Source organism: Mesorhizobium sp. WSM4976 (genome assembly GCF_029625685.1).
In the GTDB taxonomy this organism is placed as follows: Bacteria; Pseudomonadota; Alphaproteobacteria; order Rhizobiales; family Rhizobiaceae; genus Mesorhizobium.
Genome location: NZ_JARTVT010000029.1, coordinates 62,638 through 78,519, shown reverse-complemented (window position 1 = coordinate 78,519; position 15,882 = coordinate 62,638). Strand labels below are relative to the sequence as shown.

General features: G+C 62.8%; 17 protein-coding genes. 12 read left to right on the top strand and 5 right to left on the bottom strand.

Features of this window, described 5'->3' with window-relative positions:
- Window positions 1-142: 142 nt before the first annotated feature.
- The 3 genes from P9272_RS29120 (at window position 143) to P9272_RS29110 (ending at window position 3,715) form a co-directional block, all read left to right on the top strand.
- The gene (locus P9272_RS29120; protein ID WP_278163197.1) at window positions 143-1,933 is read left to right on the top strand and encodes a hypothetical protein; all 1,791 of its coding nucleotides are present in this window, start codon (window positions 143-145) and stop codon (window positions 1,931-1,933) included.
- Window positions 1,934-2,135: 202 nt separating this feature from the next.
- A complete protein-coding gene (locus P9272_RS29115; RefSeq protein ID WP_278163196.1) occupies window positions 2,136-2,939 on the top strand; it encodes an alpha/beta fold hydrolase in 804 nt (267 codons plus the stop codon).
- A gap of 158 nt (window positions 2,940-3,097) precedes the next feature.
- Window positions 3,098-3,715: a hypothetical protein gene (locus P9272_RS29110; protein ID WP_278163195.1), complete on the top strand. Its 618-nt coding sequence runs from the start codon at window positions 3,098-3,100 to the stop codon at window positions 3,713-3,715.
- Here the strand turns inward: P9272_RS29110 and P9272_RS29105 are convergent.
- Window positions 3,705-4,637, bottom strand: a complete 933-nt coding sequence (locus tag P9272_RS29105) for a metallophosphoesterase (RefSeq protein WP_128258471.1) — start codon at window positions 4,635-4,637, stop codon at window positions 3,705-3,707. The two genes, P9272_RS29110 and P9272_RS29105, sit on opposite strands and share 11 nt — an antisense overlap.
- A gap of 170 nt (window positions 4,638-4,807) precedes the next feature.
- Between P9272_RS29105 and P9272_RS29100 the strand changes: the two genes are divergently transcribed.
- Window positions 4,808-5,311 carry an NUDIX domain-containing protein gene (locus P9272_RS29100; RefSeq protein ID WP_278163194.1) on the top strand — a complete coding sequence of 168 codons (504 nt, stop codon included), beginning with the start codon at window positions 4,808-4,810 and terminating at the stop codon, window positions 5,309-5,311.
- Here the strand turns inward: P9272_RS29100 and P9272_RS29095 are convergent, their stop codons facing one another.
- Window positions 5,312-6,298: a glutathione S-transferase family protein gene (locus P9272_RS29095; RefSeq protein WP_278163193.1), complete on the bottom strand. Its 987-nt coding sequence runs from the start codon at window positions 6,296-6,298 to the stop codon at window positions 5,312-5,314.
- Between the two features lie 289 nt (window positions 6,299-6,587).
- Here P9272_RS29095 and P9272_RS29090 point away from each other — a divergent pair, with 289 nt between their 5' ends.
- The 6 genes from P9272_RS29090 to P9272_RS29065 all read left to right on the top strand — a co-directional run bounded on the left by P9272_RS29090 (window position 6,588) and on the right by P9272_RS29065 (window position 11,328).
- Window positions 6,588-7,193: an N-acetyltransferase gene (locus P9272_RS29090; protein WP_128258474.1), complete on the top strand. Its 606-nt coding sequence runs from the start codon at window positions 6,588-6,590 to the stop codon at window positions 7,191-7,193.
- A gap of 26 nt (window positions 7,194-7,219) precedes the next feature.
- Window positions 7,220-7,981 (top strand): 3-hydroxyacyl-CoA dehydrogenase, encoded by a 762-nt coding sequence (locus tag P9272_RS29085; RefSeq protein WP_128258475.1) that lies wholly within the window; start codon window positions 7,220-7,222, stop codon window positions 7,979-7,981.
- Between the two features lie 4 nt (window positions 7,982-7,985).
- Window positions 7,986-9,173 carry a CaiB/BaiF CoA-transferase family protein gene (locus P9272_RS29080; RefSeq protein ID WP_278163192.1) on the top strand — a complete coding sequence of 396 codons (1,188 nt, stop codon included), beginning with the start codon at window positions 7,986-7,988 and terminating at the stop codon, window positions 9,171-9,173.
- A 36-nt stretch (window positions 9,174-9,209) separates the two neighbouring features.
- Complete coding sequence (locus tag P9272_RS29075) at window positions 9,210-9,980, top strand: HugZ family protein (RefSeq protein ID WP_278163191.1); 771 nt, start codon at window positions 9,210-9,212, stop codon at window positions 9,978-9,980.
- A 158-nt stretch (window positions 9,981-10,138) separates the two neighbouring features.
- Window positions 10,139-10,477 (top strand): metalloregulator ArsR/SmtB family transcription factor, encoded by a 339-nt coding sequence (locus P9272_RS29070; RefSeq protein WP_128258478.1) that lies wholly within the window; start codon window positions 10,139-10,141, stop codon window positions 10,475-10,477.
- A gap of 53 nt (window positions 10,478-10,530) precedes the next feature.
- The gene (locus P9272_RS29065) at window positions 10,531-11,328 is read left to right on the top strand and encodes an RNA methyltransferase (RefSeq protein ID WP_278163190.1); all 798 of its coding nucleotides are present in this window, start codon (window positions 10,531-10,533) and stop codon (window positions 11,326-11,328) included.
- A gap of 41 nt (window positions 11,329-11,369) precedes the next feature.
- Here P9272_RS29065 and P9272_RS29060 read toward each other — a convergent pair whose 3' ends face one another.
- Together P9272_RS29060 and P9272_RS29055 are read right to left on the bottom strand one after the other, a co-directional pair.
- Window positions 11,370-12,512 carry a hypothetical protein gene (locus tag P9272_RS29060; RefSeq protein WP_278163189.1) on the bottom strand — a complete coding sequence of 381 codons (1,143 nt, stop codon included), beginning with the start codon at window positions 12,510-12,512 and terminating at the stop codon, window positions 11,370-11,372.
- A gap of 134 nt (window positions 12,513-12,646) precedes the next feature.
- Window positions 12,647-13,183, bottom strand: a complete 537-nt coding sequence (locus tag P9272_RS29055; protein ID WP_226892233.1) for an EipA family protein — start codon at window positions 13,181-13,183, stop codon at window positions 12,647-12,649.
- Between the two features lie 384 nt (window positions 13,184-13,567).
- On the opposite strand from P9272_RS29055, the gene P9272_RS29050 reads away from it, so the two are divergent.
- Window positions 13,568-14,197, top strand: a complete 630-nt coding sequence (locus P9272_RS29050) for a histidine phosphotransferase family protein (RefSeq protein WP_042640350.1) — start codon at window positions 13,568-13,570, stop codon at window positions 14,195-14,197.
- Between the two features lie 223 nt (window positions 14,198-14,420).
- On the top strand, window positions 14,421-14,786 hold the full coding sequence (locus P9272_RS29045; RefSeq protein ID WP_128258513.1) for a response regulator: 366 nt from the start codon (window positions 14,421-14,423) through the stop codon (window positions 14,784-14,786).
- Between the two features lie 69 nt (window positions 14,787-14,855).
- Here the strand turns inward: P9272_RS29045 and ctrA are convergent, their stop codons facing one another.
- Window positions 14,856-15,551, bottom strand: coding sequence for a cell cycle two-component system response regulator CtrA (gene ctrA / locus P9272_RS29040; protein WP_006203583.1), 696 nt, complete (start codon window positions 15,549-15,551; stop codon window positions 14,856-14,858).
- Window positions 15,552-15,882 lie beyond the last annotated feature (331 nt).

The following is a 15,882-nucleotide window of genomic DNA, read 5'->3' as shown; positions in this document are numbered from 1 at the left end:
GACGCAATTTCCTTGTCGGTCATTAACCGCCGGGGGAATTATTGGTGGCTTACGCGATCACATAACAGAAGCATCCTTGTGTGCCGGCGCGAGCGCTATATTATCGTGCCCTAACCTGTGCCGAGTTCGAAAGGATCGACACTTGGAGCATGCCCCGCCTGCCGCCCCCGCAGTGCGCGAGACATTGGAGCGACTGCTTGCCAGCGAAACGTTCGGACGCTCCGAGCGTGCCCGCAGGCTTTTACGCTATCTTGTCGAACGCGAGCAGGCAGGCGAGGCCGACAGGCTGAAGGGCGTTTCCATCGCAATGGACGTCTTTGGCAAGGACGGCGATTTCGACGCATCCACCGATGCGGTGGTCAGGGTCCAGGCCGGTCGGCTGCGCGAGCTGCTGGAGCAGTATTTCGCCAATGAAGGTGTCGCTGAGCCGGTTCGCATCGCGATCCCCCGCGGCGGTTATGTCCCCTCCTATGAACTGAACGAAATCCGCCTGCCCGGCGACGCAAAGTCCGCCACCGGCAACATCGCGCGCCAAGCCCAGGCATCGGCCGCAGCCGCCCCGGCCGCGGCCGAATATCTCGACAGCCTGACGCCAGGCGAGCCTGCCGCCCGCATTGTCCCGACCGCACCTGCACAATCACTGACGCGGCAACTGCGATTCTTCTGGGCTGCCATGGTTCTGGTCATTGCCATGCTCGGCGTGCTCATCCTTCGCCAGGGCGGTGCCCTTCTCGGCGGCGGCGACACGGCGGCAACGGCCGAAACGGCGGGCGTCACCGGAACCGCCGCCCAGCCGATATTCGACTCTTTGCCGCTCATCTACATTGCTACGAAAGCCGATGGGGCGGATGCAGCTCGCGTCGCATCGTCGCTGCGCGCCGGCCTTGCCGGTTTCGACACCATCGACTTCATCGGGCGCGCCGCGGATTCAACGCGCGATCAATCGGCCGACCCGATCAGTTTCGTCTTCGATATTGTTCCCGGCCCCGCCGCCGGCGACGTCACGGTAGAACTGCAGAGCGTCGCGACCGGTCGGGTCTTGCTGTCGCGCAACCTGACATCGGCCGAAACCGCGCCGGGCGTGGTTGAAAGCAACATCGCCAGCCTTCTGACATCGACCGTTCCCGCTTCCGGCGCGATCTACAGCTACATCGACCAGAGCGACATCCGTACGAGCCAGATCGGATGCCTGGTGCTCGACGACCACTACTATCTCGACATGAACACCGAGACGCACGAAGCTGCCTATCGCTGCCTGGAGAAGCTGACCAGCGAAGGCACCAAATCATCGCTTGTCTACGCGGAATTGGCCTCGCTTCATGGGGAGGCCGTCACCGCCCGTTATCCCTATCCGCCTGATGCGACGCTTGAAAAGGCCATGTCGCTTGCGCATCGCGCCGTCCAGATGGGCCCTATGAACCCGCACGCGCATCGCGCCCTCGGCTATCTCAACTCCCGCCTCGGCAACACAGACGAAGCGATCCGCTTGATGCGCAAAGCCTACGAACTCAACACCTATGATCTCGGCATGGCCGCCGCCTATGGCTACGGGCTGGTCTTCGCCGGCAAGTATGATGAAGGAACGCCGATCCTGGGCCACGCGGTCGAGGCCTTCAGCGGCCATCCGACCTGGTGGGATTATGGCTTGTTCGTCGGCGCCTTCATGCAGGGCGACATCAAAAAGGCCGCCATCGCCAGCGAGTCGCTGCGCACGACGGCGTCCAAGTCGCACTATCTGGCCGCGCGCCTGATCGGCGCGAAGCTTTCGGGGCGCGAGAAACTGGCGGGCGAGCTTGCCAACGAGCTCACCGCCGAATTCCCGAAATTCGTCGCCGACCCGCGTGCGACATTCGTCGACCGCAAATATCCCGCGGATCTCACCGATCGGCTGGTGCAGTCCTTGCGGGCCGCAGGAATCGGCAACCCGAGCTAATCCAGCCTCGCTCACGTGTTGGGCCACGGGGTTTCCGGAGTGCGGAAGTATGGTGCTATGATCCGATACGGAGATGCTTGCGCGTCGGACGCCTGATGGAGCGCTTCGGTCGCGAAAATTTTACTGGCCACGGGTCTGGATCGGGAGCAATCCAGCCACAATCTCCAATTGCAGCCTGTCTTGCTCACCGCTCCATTTTTTCATGCTTCCCTTCCCTTATGCCGTCGAGGGCGGCGCTGGTTCGAAGACTATCGTCTTTCTGCATGGCTTCGGAGCCTGCCGTGAGATCTGGCGCGACGTCATGCGGCCCCTGGCGGCGGAGGCGAGAGTGTTGGCCTACGATCTTCCGGGCCACAGTCATTCGCTGCAATGCGAGGGTATGGGCGGCGCCAAGCCGGCCGCGCGAGCCATCCTCGCCGATCTTGCCGCCCGCCAGCTGACCAAGGTCCATCTCGTGGGTCACTCCATGGGCGGCGCGGTCGCGACATTGATGGCGCTAGCTGATCCTGGCAGGGTGGCTTCGCTCACACTGTTGGCGCCCGGCGGCTTCGGCCCGGAGATCAACGCAGCCCTGCTGCGCCGCTATGCGGCGGCTTCCGGCAGGAGAGAGATCCGCGCCAGTCTCGCGGCCATGTCGGCCTCGCGCAGCGTGCCGCCTGACCACGTCGTGGATGCGCTCTGCCTCATGCGCAAACAGCCCGGCCAGTTGCAGACTTTGATCGATATGGCGGCCGCGATGACCAGGGATGACCGGCAAGGAGCCATCCCGCGAGCGCAGCTCCATGCGCTCGACATGCCGGTGATGGTTGTTTGGGGCGCAGAGGACCCGCTCCTGCCTGTCGCGCAGGCCGAGGCTCTGCCGTCGCATTTCCATCTGCACCATGTCCTTGACGCGGGTCACATGCTGGTCGAGGAGGCTCCGAATCTGATCGCCGAGATCGTGCGCCGCAACACACGACGGCGCGGCAGGCGGTTGCGTTCGGCGCTGGGCGCCGCGGCCAGTTGATCGCCGGACGATTTCCCTGCCGGGTTGGCTCAGGACCAGCCCAAAAGATCTGAAACAGGTTCCCGCCTGGACCGAGGCTGCGGCGCGGTATGTCATCGACGTGCATTTTGCCGGCGACTGTGTTAACTCGCTGTTAACCAGCAGCGAGGCAGCCGCCCATGAAGGATGCAGGCGACATAATCACCCCGATCGAGCCATCGCGAAAGCTTTCGGATGCCATACGCGACGTCAAGAATGCTTTCGCCGACCGCGATGACGTGGTTGTCGACATGCGCGAGGCGCACCGCATGCGGCTCGACTTGCTGGCAGCCGAGCTTGCCCCTGTCTTTGCCGAGGTCCCGGCTGACATCGACAGCTTCGACTTCGCCGTCTCGTCGGGCCTGCAGCCGCGGCTATGGATCGACGCGGTGAGCCACGTCGCGATGGGACGCGACCGCCGAACCTACCGCTTCCTCAAGGACACGCGCGTCGGCCGCGTGGTGCTGGCTGAAGCGACCGAGATGAAAGCCGTCGCCGATGCTGTGACGCGCTACGTGGCCGAACGTGTCATAGAGCGGCAGCGCATGATGGAGGGCGGCATGGAAAGCGCCGTTCCCGGCCTGCATCGTCACGTGGTCCAGGAAGCGGAGCCGCCTATCCGATCAGAGACCGGCCGCAACGGCTGGACGACGTTCTTCGCCGGCCTCGGCCTGATCGCCGCCGGCGCCCTTGTCGGCCTGGCGGTTTCGCTGGCCTTGTTCTGGGACCGCATCATGCAGATGAAGATCAGCTTCTGACGAGCTGGCGCCCGTCCGCCGGCACGTCGAGGTCCATGGTCTGGAGGTCTGAAGGCGGCATGGCCGGTCCAGTCAGGCCGCGCCTGGTCAGGCGCAGGCGCCAGTTGCCCCTTTCACCACCGATTTCGAACATGTTGTACTGCGCCGCCGGATGTTTGCCACCCGGTGCTTGGCCGGCGGCGGCAACACCGACCACGGGCACCTTGGCGCCGCGTGCGCCGATGGTGAACAAGGACGGCAGGTGCGAGTGGCCGTGCAGGACGAGTTCAGCGCCATGACGGCGGATGACCTTGTGGAACCGGGCAATGCCGAACAGACGCTTATGCTGCGGGACCGCGCCGCGCACCGGCGGGTGGTGTATCATGATGATCCGGAACAGCCCTTGCTTCGACGCATGGTCAAGGACCTTGCCGAGCCGTTCGGCCTGCCCTTCCATGAAGAAGCCGTTTGCCATGAAGGGTGCGGTGGCGCGCGCCGTGGTGACGCCGATCAGCGCGACATTGCCGCGCACGCGCAGATACGGAAAGGAATTGCGGTCGACCGGGCTGTTGACGCCGTCGCCTGTCATCCAGGGAGCCCACGCCCGGCAGACCTTGTCGAAGGCGCCCGGCACATAGGCATCGTGATTGCCCGGAACCACGGAAACGTCCTGCGGCGATCCGAGCGTCTCCAGCCAGTGCTTGGCCATCTCGATCTCGCCGTCGAGCGCCAGGTTTACAAGATCTCCGGTGACGGCGAGATGGTCCGGCGCGTTCGCCTTGATGTCGGCTACGATTGTGTCGATGACGGAGTCGTGCATATGGCGACGCCGGTTTCGCTGCCAGTTGACATAGCCTAGCACGCGCTTGGACGCGAGGTCGCGATAGGTTACATCGGGCAGCGGTCCCAGATGAGCATCGGAAATATGCGCGAGCCTGAACATGGCCCCTTCTTAAGCGACGCCGGCGAGGCTTTCCACTCACCCTTTGCTGTTCTCCCAGGCAGGTTCCGCAAAAGTGTCCCACGGTTTTGGGGTCAGCACTCGCGAAAAACAAGGAAAGCCAAGCAGATGTTCGTGGGGCAAGCCAAGAACATCTGCTTGGGGGTGGGCGAATGAACGACGGAGCCGATGTGGAGGAGGCTTTCCGCCAGACCGGCTGGCCGGGGCTGCGGGCCAGGTTCTTCCATCTTTACTTTCTGCTGCGCCGCCCGATGACGCTCGGCGTGCGCGGCCTGGTCTACGAACGTGCCTCCAACACCGTCTTCCTGATCCGCCATACTTATGTTCCCGGCTGGCAATTGCCCGGCGGCGGGGTCGAGTCCGGCGAGACGCTCGAAGAAGCGCTGACGCGCGAGCTGGCCGAGGAAGGCAACATCGCGCTGGCCGGCCCGCCGGTGTTGAGGTCGATGCATTTCAACCGCCGCTCCAGCAAGCGCGACCATGTCGGCCTTTATCTGATCGACGCCTTCAGCCAAACGGCTCCGAAACTGCCCGACCACGAGATCGCCGAAGCGGGCTTCTTCCCGATCGACCGCTTGCCGGAGGGCACGACCCCAGCGACGCTCCGGCGGATAGCCGAGATTTTCGGTGGTGAGCGCATCTCACCCTACTGGTAATCACGCCGCCTTCCTGAACCTGCCCCGGTCATGCGGGGCCGCATAATCGAGCTTGGGTCCCACCGGAACGATTCCCGTCGGATTGATCGATCTGTGGCTGCCGTAATAATGCGACTTGATGTGGTGCAGGTTGACCGTGCCCGACACACCGGGCACCTGATAGAGATCGCGCAGATAATTCGACAGGTTCGGATAGTCGGCGATGCGGCGAAGATTGCATTTGAAGTGGCCGACATAGACCGGATCGAAACGAACCAGCGTCGTGAACAGCCGCCAATCGGCCTCGGTGATGTATTCGCCGGCCAGGTAGCGCTGTCGCGACAGCAGCTCCTCGATCGTATCAAGCGCCTGGAACAATTCACCGAAAGCTTCCTCATAGGCTTTCTGCGTGGTGGCGAAGCCGGCGCGATAAACGCCGTTGTTGATCGCCGGGTAGATCTGCGCATTGATTCTGTCGATCTCCGCGCGCAGCGCCGCAGGATAGAAGTCGACACCAGGATCGCCCCATTCGTCGAAAGCCGAGTTGAGCATGCGGATGATCTCGGATGACTCGTTGTTGACGATCGTCTGTTCCTGCTTGTCCCATAGCACCGGCACCGTCACCCGGCCTGAATAGGCCGGATCGGCCTTGGTGTAGATCTGGTGCAGGAAATCGAGGCCGTAGAGCGTGTCGCCCGTGGCGCCGTCCTCGGCTTTGAAGGTCCATCCGTTTTCGCCCATGAAGTGGTGCACCACCGATACGGATATGATGCCTTGGAGCTTCTTCAGGGCACGGTAGATCAATGTGCGGTGTGCCCATGGGCAGGCGAGCGAGACATAGAGGTGATAACGGCCGGGTTCCGCCTTGAAGCCGCGCCTGACTCCCTGCGCCGGACTGCCATCACGCGTGATCCAATCGCGCCATTGCGACTCTCTGCGTATGAACCGTCCGCCGCTGTCGGTCTCGAACGGGCGGTCCTGCCATTTGCCTTCGATCAGCAATCCCATGCGGAAATCTCCCTGCGGTTCGGAATAATCTAGGCCGATAGCCGGGTTGGCGAAGCCCTTCGGCGCTGAACAGTTCGTCAAATGGCGAACCAGTTCGTCAAATGACACAAAGAAAGACAAAAACCGCCGATTGCAGCGGCACAAAATTGGTGCTAGCGGAGGCGCCCATGTTCGACTTTGCCTCGATCCGGTTCGACCGACGACGAAAGGGCGCCCGCGCTAAGAAGCGCTGACTGGCGAACGCTGCCGCTTGCAGCAAACCTTCCTCGCATACCGGGACGCAAAGACCATGAGCCTTGCCGACGTGAAATATCTGCCGGAAACTCCGGCGCATGATGCTGAAATCGAAGCCATCAACGACGAGGCCTTCGGCCCGGGCCGTTTCGTGCTTGCCGCCTACAAGATCCGCGAGTCGGGCGGCCATGACCGCTCGATGTCCTATGTCGCCGTCAAGGACGACACGGTGATCGCCTCGGTGCGCATGACGCGCGTGGCCGCGGGCGCGGGACGCGCCATGATGCTCGGCCCGCTTGCGGTGCGCCCCGCCTTCAAGAACCTCGGCATCGGCCGCAAGCTGGTCGCGATCGCGCTCGAAGCGGCCAGGAAGGCCGGCGCGCCTGCCGTCATCCTGGTCGGCGACGAGCCATATTATGGGCCGCTCGGCTTCAAGCGCTTTCCGCGCGGGCAGATCACCATGCCACGCCCGGTCGATCTCGACCGGCTGCTGCATCACGAGATCAAGCCGGGCGCCGTCGCCCGCTTTGCCGGTGATGTCTGCCACGCCAATATGGCAAGGGTCGCGGAATTTGCCCCGGCCCTGGCGCGGCCGGCCGGCAATGCGCAGCTATCGGTCGAGCCGGCCATTGCGGTTGCGCCTCCCCTGCGCGCCTCGTAGCATAATTCGAAACCTGGGAGGCTTGCATGAACCCGAACGGCCAGATCGCGATCGTCACCGGCGGGGGATCCGGCTTGGGAGAGGCGACGGCCCGCGCGCTTGCCGCCAAGGGTGCTCGCGTCGCCATCCTCGATGTGGGCATCGAGCGCGCGGCGGAGGTCGCAGCCGACATCGGCGGCATTGCCGTCCAATGCGACGTCAGCGGTGGCGACAGCGCCACGTCCGCGATGGCCGAAGTTGCTGCAAAGCTCGGTGAACCGCGCATCCTGGTCAATTGCGCCGGCATCGCCATCGGCGTGAAGACGATCGGCAAGGACGGACCGCATCCGCTCGACCAGTACCGCAAGGTTATCGAGATCAACCTGATCGGCACCTTCAACATGATCCGCCTCGTTGCCGATCGGGCGGCGAAGCTCGATCCGCTTGCCGGGGGCGAGCGCGGCGTCATCGTTAACACCGCCTCCGTTGCCGCCTATGATGGTCAGATCGGCCAGGCCGCTTATTCTGCTTCCAAGGGCGGCGTCGTCGGCATGACGCTGCCGGTCGCGCGCGATCTGGCGCGCTCCGGCATTCGCGTCTGCACCATCGCGCCCGGCATCTTCAAGACACGGATGATGGCCGGCATGCCGCAGGAAGTGCAGGATTCGCTCGGCGCCGCCGTGCCCTTCCCGCCGCGGCTCGGCGAGCCAGCGGAATATGCCGCGCTTGCCCTCCACATCATCGAGAACCAGATGCTGAACGGCGAGACCATCCGCCTCGATGGCGCCATCCGCATGGCGCCGAAATAGCGGGATGACCGGATCGCCGACAGGTGCCGGTGTTTCCACCGAAAGGACAGGCCCGCTCGCCGGCCTGAAAGTTATCGAGATGGCCGGGCTTGGCCCGGTGCCGCTTGCCACCTTGATGCTGGCCGAGATGGGCGCCGAGGTGTTGCGCATCGAACGCGCCGACGCCGGCCAGCCGCCTCTGAACCTGCCGGAAGAATACGACCTCGACCGCCACGGCCGTTCCATCCTCAAGCTCGACCTCAAGCGCCCGGCGGGCATGCAGCTGTTGCTGCGGCTCGCGGCATTGGCCGACTTGCTCGTCGAAGGGTTCCGCCCCGGTGTGATGGAGCGCCTCGGCCTCGGGCCCGATATCCTACTCCAACACAATCCGGCCCTGATCTATGGCCGCTTGACCGGGTTCGGCCAGGATGGACCGCTGTCGGGGCGAGCCGGGCACGACATCACCTATCTCGCTTATGCGGGCTTGCTGCACGCGATCGGCAGGAAGGACGCGCGGCCCGTGCCGCCGCTCAATCTCGTCGCGGATCAAGGCGGCGGCGCCATGATGCTGATCGCCGGCGTGCTCGCCGCCCTTTTCCAGCGTTCGCGGACCGGACGGGGCCAGGTAGTCGACGCCTCGATGATCGAGGGGGCGTCGATGCTCGCCGCGCCCATCCACGCCTATATGGCGGCGGGTCTGTGGAGCGACAGGCGCGGCGAGAATCTGCTCGACTCCGGCGCGCCGTTCTATGACACCTATGAGACGAAGGATGGCAAGCACATTGCCGTCGGCTGCCTCGAACCGCGCTTTTTCGCCGAATTCGCCAGGCTGTTGCCACTCGTCGGGCATTTTGTCGGCAGCCAATATGACAAATCATCATGGCCCGCGATGCGCGACGCAATTGCCGAGCGGGTCAGGGAGAAATCGCGCGACGAATGGGCCGAGCTTTTCGCCACGTCCGATGCCTGTGTCGCGCCCGTGCTGTCGCTGGTCGAAGCCAGGAACCACCCGCACAATCGCGCCAGGCAGAGCTTTGTGACGTCTGGCAGGCTCGAGCGCCCGGCGCCGGCGCCGCGTTTCTCGCAAGACCCGGCATCGGTTGCGGGAGCACCAGCCGCCGCGGATCGCGAGGCCGCAAGCATATTGGCCCGTTTTGGCTTCAGGCAGGAGGAAATCGCAGCCCTTGCAAAGGCGGGTGTACTCGGCCGATAACCGGAGAATAGAAATCAACTTAGCTCGGGTGAGCTTGTGACCGAACCGAAAAAAGATGTTATCCGCCAGACCGACGCCGAGGCGATCAGGCTGGCGAAAACCCTGATTCGGTCGGCGCGTTTCGGCGCACTCGCGGTGATCGAGCCCGGCACCGGCGCGCCTCTGGCGAGCAGGGTTGGCGTCGCAACCGACATCGACGCCGCGCCGCTGATCCTGATCTCGATGCTGTCCGCGCACACCGGTGCGCTGGTCGCCGATCCGCGCTGCTCGCTGCTGCTTGGCGAACCCGGCAAGGGCGATCCACTGGCGCATCCGCGCATCAGCCTGGCATGCCGGGCCGTGCGGCTGGAGCGTGGATCGGCCGACCAAGTCCGAGCCGAACGCCGCTACCTCAATCGCAATCCGAAGGCCAAGCTTTATCCCGGACTCGGCGATTTCTCGTTCTTTCGGCTCGAGCCTGGACGCGCCAGCCTGAATGGTGGCTTCGCCAAGGCCTATCTTCTCGACCCCGATGATTTCATCACCGGCGGCGCCCTTGTCGAGGAACTGGCCGGCAGCGAGCAGGCAGCACTCGATCACATGAATGCCGAACATCGGGACGCGATTGCCCTTTACGCCCGTCACTTCGCCCGCGCCGCGGGCGACGGCTGGACTGTCACCGGCTTCGATGCCGACGGCATGGATCTCGCCGCACCGGAGGCGACCTGCAGGATCTTCTTTCCCCAGCCTTTGCAAGCCGCGCGCGAATTGCGTTCGGTGCTCGTCGAGATGACAAAGGCGGCACGCGCGGCAGAGCAAGAGCGATAGTTGATCGCGCGCTAGCGAAAGCAACGCTTGAGATTTAAACGAAATGATCTACCCTTGTTGTGGCGCTGATTCAGCAGCGCCTATCGACATCTGAACATTGTGGAATCAGGCGCCATTGCCCCCTGGCGCCAGGATGAGCCAGGACCCTTGGGGGATCTATGATCTCAAACAGACTAATGGCCAACGCGGAATCGGCCGCTGCGTTTCTCAATCTCATGGGCAACGAAAAGCGTTTGCTGATCGTTGCCTATCTGATCGATGGCGAAATGTCAGTCGGCGCCATCGCCGAAAAGGTGCAACTCAGCCAGTCCGCGCTGTCGCAGCATCTCGCCAAGCTGAGGGCGCTCGATCTTGTCGAGACTCGGCGCGACCGCCAGATGATCTACTATTCCTGCAAATCCGAAGCGGTGCGCGAATTGCTGCGTATGCTGGAAGGCATTTTCGGCGACGGCGATCTCTCTCAGATGGCCTATCGGTTGCGCCGCGCCGGGGCTTGACCCGCGGCGCCAATGGCTCATTACCTCGCTGACCAATCTTCGGCGAGGCCTGTATGAACACCATCCTTATCGACGATCCTAGGGACCCGCGCGTCGCCGCCTACCTCGACATCCGCGAGCGTGACCTCGTCGGCCGGCAGGGCCGCTTCGTCGCCGAAGGCAAGGTGGTGCTGGACCTCCTGCTGTCGACAGGTCGATTCTCTGCCGAGTCGGCTCTTATCCTCGAAAACCGGCTGGCTGGACTGCAGCCGATCCTGCGCAAGGCGCCTTCGGATTTCCCTGTCTATGTCGCGGCCGGTGAGGTCATGGACCGAATCGCCGGGTTCCACATGCATCGCGGCGTCCTGGCGATCGGCATGCGCGGTGATCCGCCGCCCGCCGAGCTTCTGATGGAAGGCTTGCCTCGGCACGCCTTGGCCGTCGTCCTGGTCGGCATATCCAATCACGACAATATGGGGGCGATCTTCCGCAATGCCGCGGCGTTCGGCGCGGACGCGGTGCTGCTCGACCGGACCTGCTGCGATCCGCTTTACCGCAAGGCAATCCGCGTTTCCGTCGGCGCGGCGCTGAAGGTTCCCTTCGCGTCCTTCGACGATACCGCAGCCTTCACCGCGACGCTCGACCGGCTTGGCTTCAGCCAGTTCGCGCTCTCGCCAAGCGGATCAACCGACATCCGCGACGCGGAGCGACCAACGAGGCTTGCGCTCTATCTCGGCACTGAAGGCGAAGGCCTGCCACAAGAGCTGCTTGCCAGACTGCACACGGTACGGATCAACATGGCGGAAGGCTTCGACAGCCTGAACGTCGCGGCAGCTTCGGCGATCGCCCTGCATCATTTTTCCGCCCGGTAGCAGTCCGCGGAACGATCCTGGAGCGCCCCGCGATCGTCTCCTCAGCTGGACGAGCCGGCCTTCTGCAAAGCCCTCACGCGGTCGGCAAGGCTGACGCCGCGCCCATTCTGCTGCCCCTCGCCCGCCAGCGCCTTGGCGATAGGGGAATTCGGCCCGTCGAGCTTCATCGTCAGATTGACGACCTCGGCCGCCAGTTCGTTCATCTGTTCGCGAAGGCCGGCGCCGGAGCGTGCGTCGCCTGCCGATTCCGGCATCGCTGTCCCCGAGGCGGCAAGATCGGTTTTCAGCCGCTTGTTCTCACGCGCCAGCGCCGTCAGCCTTGCCTCCAGCCGTTCCCGGTCGGCCTCGAGCTTGGCAATCGCCTTGTCGACATCGTCACTTTTTGTATCGGCGCCTGCAGAGAGCCGCGCCACGCCGTTTACGGCGGCGGCCTCCTTTGACCGTTCGCGCATCCGAGCGAGGTCCTTGTCGCGCCGGTCGAGCTTCTCCTCACGGTCGGCAAGTGTGGCGAGCAGCCGCTCCACCTTCTTCTCGAGCTCGGCCGTTTTCTTCTTCTCGACCTTCAACGCATCGCGCGCAGCCTTGCTTTCCGATGCGATTTCCTGGAAATGGCGGTCCGCCTCCTTGCGCTGGCCCTTGAGCAACGCGATGTCGCTGGCGAGCTTTTCCAGTTCGGATTCGCGCGCAACCAGCTCGATCTGGCGGTTCGAGGACGAGAAGCTGGCGTCGTCATACATCTGCTCGAGCTTTTGCAGCTCCAGCGCGCGCTTCTCCAAAGCCCGCTCCGTCTGCGCGTGCTTTTCCGAGAGGCGGTGCAAATCCTCCTCGCGCTGCCTGAGCTCCGCATTTTTGGTCTGCAGATCGGAGAGCGCCTGGTTCTTGTCCTTCTTTTCGGCCGCGAGCCCCTTCAAGGCCTCGTGCCCGCGAGCAATTTCCACCAGCTGCTCGGCCACCTTCTCCTGAAGGTTCTTGACGGTTATCTCCAGCCGGCGCGTCGTCATTGCATATTCCGCCCGGACCCGGTCCTTGTCCGCCTGGATCTCAGCTTGTGTCAGCGGCAACGAAGCCTCGAGGCGCCCGCGAGTCAGGACAACCGCCCGCCGCCAGACCGCCGGAGCGATCAGCGACACCAGGAAAACGGCGCAAAGGAAACCGAGCGCGAAGAACAGGACCGACTGGACCAAGGCGAGCTATCCACTTTACGGAGCGGCAATCGCTGGATTGTGCCACCTTGGCATGGCGGAATTTCAACGCCGCGGCAAGAGCTTGCCGCGGCGTGATCAGCACGGTCCGAGCGATTGTAACGGGCAGAACTCGATCAGAACGGGTTCCAGGTCGGCCTTTCGGTGAGCTTCAGATAGCCGAGATTGACGCCGAGGCGGGCGCCGACGCCGGTGCGGATCGGCACGATCAGCACGCGGTTGCTCTGCAGCACGTTGAAGCCCACGCCGGCTATGACATAGGCGGACCCGGCCACGCCGCCGAAGCGGTTGTAGAGGCTGCTGATGTCGTCGAGGTTGTAGACCAGCATCATCACCCGTGAGCCCTCGCCGCCGAAGTCCCAGCCGAGCGACGGTCCTTGCCAGAAGACCTTATGGTCGCCGGCGTTCTTGGTGTAGAGCGTCCCCTCGCCGTAGGTCAGGCCGCCAATGAGGGCCCCGGATCCCTCCTCGCCGAGCAGATAGCCGTTCGGAAGGCCGTAGGACGCGAATATCTTCTCAACGACGGTGGCCAGGCCACCGGATGTCTCGCCGAAGAATTTATGACCGGAGTCGACGATTTCCTGAGCTGTGTACTGTTGGGCCCGCGATGCCGCGGTCGAAAGGACCAAAGCCCCCAGGAGTGTGATGGTCATGGTGAGGACACGGACAAATGTCCGGTCGTAGTATCGGGAAAACATGCTTCCAATCTCCGTCAGGGAGCACTTTCGCCGACGCCTCGCACCCTTGCGGCTCTTGGCGGCCGCTCAGGGTGGCTATCACGGGCAAACTATGCCGTAATCCTTTTTCAACCATTAAGCTCTCACACGAAGATGGCGGTTCGAAGGCTGAGCTTTAGCCCCGACCGCCGGTTTTCCCCGTGTGAACACACCATTTTCGCGATCGGCGATTTTGGATTTGTTGCTGCACGCTCAGGCGCTGTGTATTCAGAAAGCGTTGGAAAGGCGCGTGATTCGTGTGGGCGGGCGCGAAAACGGTCGCTCGGCCATGAACAAGTGACTTAAGCAGGGATTTCACCGATGGCCGAGCTCTTCACTCTTTCCGCGCCCGATCTCGCGGCGCTGCTTTGCAGCCGCGTCTGCCACGACATTATTTCGCCGGTCGGCGCAATCAACAACGGCCTGGAACTGCTCGACGAAGGCGGCGCCGACGAAGATGCCATGAAGCTCATTCGCCAGAGCGCCAAAAACGCCTCGGCGCGGCTGCAGTTTGCCCGCATCGCCTTCGGCGCCGCGGGTTCCGCGGGCATGATGATCGACACCGGTGATGCCGAGGCCGTGGCCATCGCCTTCCTGAAGAACGAAAAACCGGAACTAGTATGGAACGGCTCGCGCGCGCTGCTGCCCAAGAACAAGGTCAAGCTGCTGCTCAACCTCATTCTTGTCGCCCATGCGGCGATCCCACGCGGCGGCAAGCTGGTGATCACGCTGGAAAATCTTGAAACCGAACCGCGCTTTTCGCTGTCCGCCAGTGGTCCGATGCTGCGCGTGCCGCCGAAATTTCTCGAACTGCATTCCGGCCATAAGCCTGAGGAGCCGATCGATGCCCACTCGGTCCAGCCTTACTACACGCTGCTCCTGGCGCGCGAGGCCAACATGACGATCTCGATCCACGCGACTCCCGAAGAGATCGTGTTGACGGCTGCCTAAGAAAATTAGAAGTATCTTTTATTGCTAATATTTGTGTTGGCAGTGCAGATCGAGCAATGCCCGACCCGATCCATGTAACAGCGTCGTGGCCAACAACCGCCCGATGCCCCTCTTTGGAAAAACTTTACCTAACGGCTTTTCAGCTTCTTTACCAGATTGGCCTATGGTGCTCACCGGTTACCCGGAGGCTGCCGGTTCGGCAGATGGCAAAGAGGATCCGGACATGAAGCGCTGCCTGTTCGTCGACGATTCGAGCGTCATCAGGAAGGTCGCAAAACGTATTCTTGGCTCGGACATGATTGTCGTCGAGGCGTCGACCGGGGTCGAGGCTACCGAAATCTGCGCGGACGACATGCCGGAAGTCATCGTCATCGACGGCGGGCTGGCCGACGTCCAGGCCGTGGACCTTATTCGCCGCATCCGCGCTATCGAAGCTCCCATCAAGCCGCAGATCCTGATCTCGCTGATCGAGGTCGATGCCGCGGCGATCATGCGCGCCAAGAGAGCCGGCGCCCAGGGTTATCTGCTGAAGCCCTTCAACCGTGCGCAACTGCTCGAGAGCTTCCGTTTCCTCAAAATAGCCGCCTGATTCGCAGGGACCGGCTCCAAACACAAAACCCGGCCTGGGCCGGGTTTTGTCTTAAGGCGCTTTGATCGCTCAGGCGCTGACTCGGATATCTTCCGGTTCGCGCAGCACATAGCCGCGGCCCCACACCGTCTCGATGTAGTTCTGGCCGCCGGACGCCGCGTCCAGCTTCTTGCGCAGCTTGCAGATGAAGACGTCGATGATCTTCAGCTCCGGCTCGTCCATGCCGCCGTAAAGATGGTTGAGGAACATTTCCTTGGTGAGCGTGGTGCCCTTGCGCAGCGAGAGCAGTTCCAGCATCTGGTATTCCTTGCCAGTCAGGTGCACGCGCTGACCGCCGACCTCGACCGTCTTGGCGTCGAGATTGACCACCAGGTCGCCCGTGGTGATGACCGACTGGGCGTGGCCCTTGGAACGGCGCACGATGGCGTGGATACGGGCTACCAGTTCGTCCTTGTGGAAGGGCTTGGTCATGTAATCGTCGGCGCCGAAGCCGAGGCCGCGCACTTTGTCCTCGATGCCGGCCATGCCGGACAGGATCAGTATCGGCGTCTTGACCTTGGAGAGGCGCAGCGTGCGCAGGACTTCGTATCCCGACATGTCGGGAAGATTGAGATCCAGAAGGATGATGTCGTAATCGTAGAGCTTGCCGAGGTCGACACCCTCTTCGCCGAGATCGGTCGTATAGACGTTGAAGCTCTCCGATTTCAGCATCAATTCGATGCTCTGTGCGGTTGCACTGTCATCTTCAATCAGCAGAACACGCATTTCATTCCCCTTTTCTGCTGCCGGACCGTGTCACGACCCGTCCGGGACCCGGAGCAGTGATTGCCTGAACAGAAGGTGCCACCGACTGGTTAACAAATCCTAATTTCGTGTCGTCCACGATACCAGATTTTTTAACCCCTTTCTACACCCACTTGAATCTAATAACGAATCACACACGCAAACCGCTAATGCACCACATCAAAAAGTCAGCTTAAGTGACTCCAGAGACTCGCTGGCCCGGGCTTCCGCCGAGAGCCGGAATTTTTACCCGGCCTTAAGTCCTCGCCCGTATGATTAACAATGCCCGTAAACGAATGGTTACCGCCGGCAA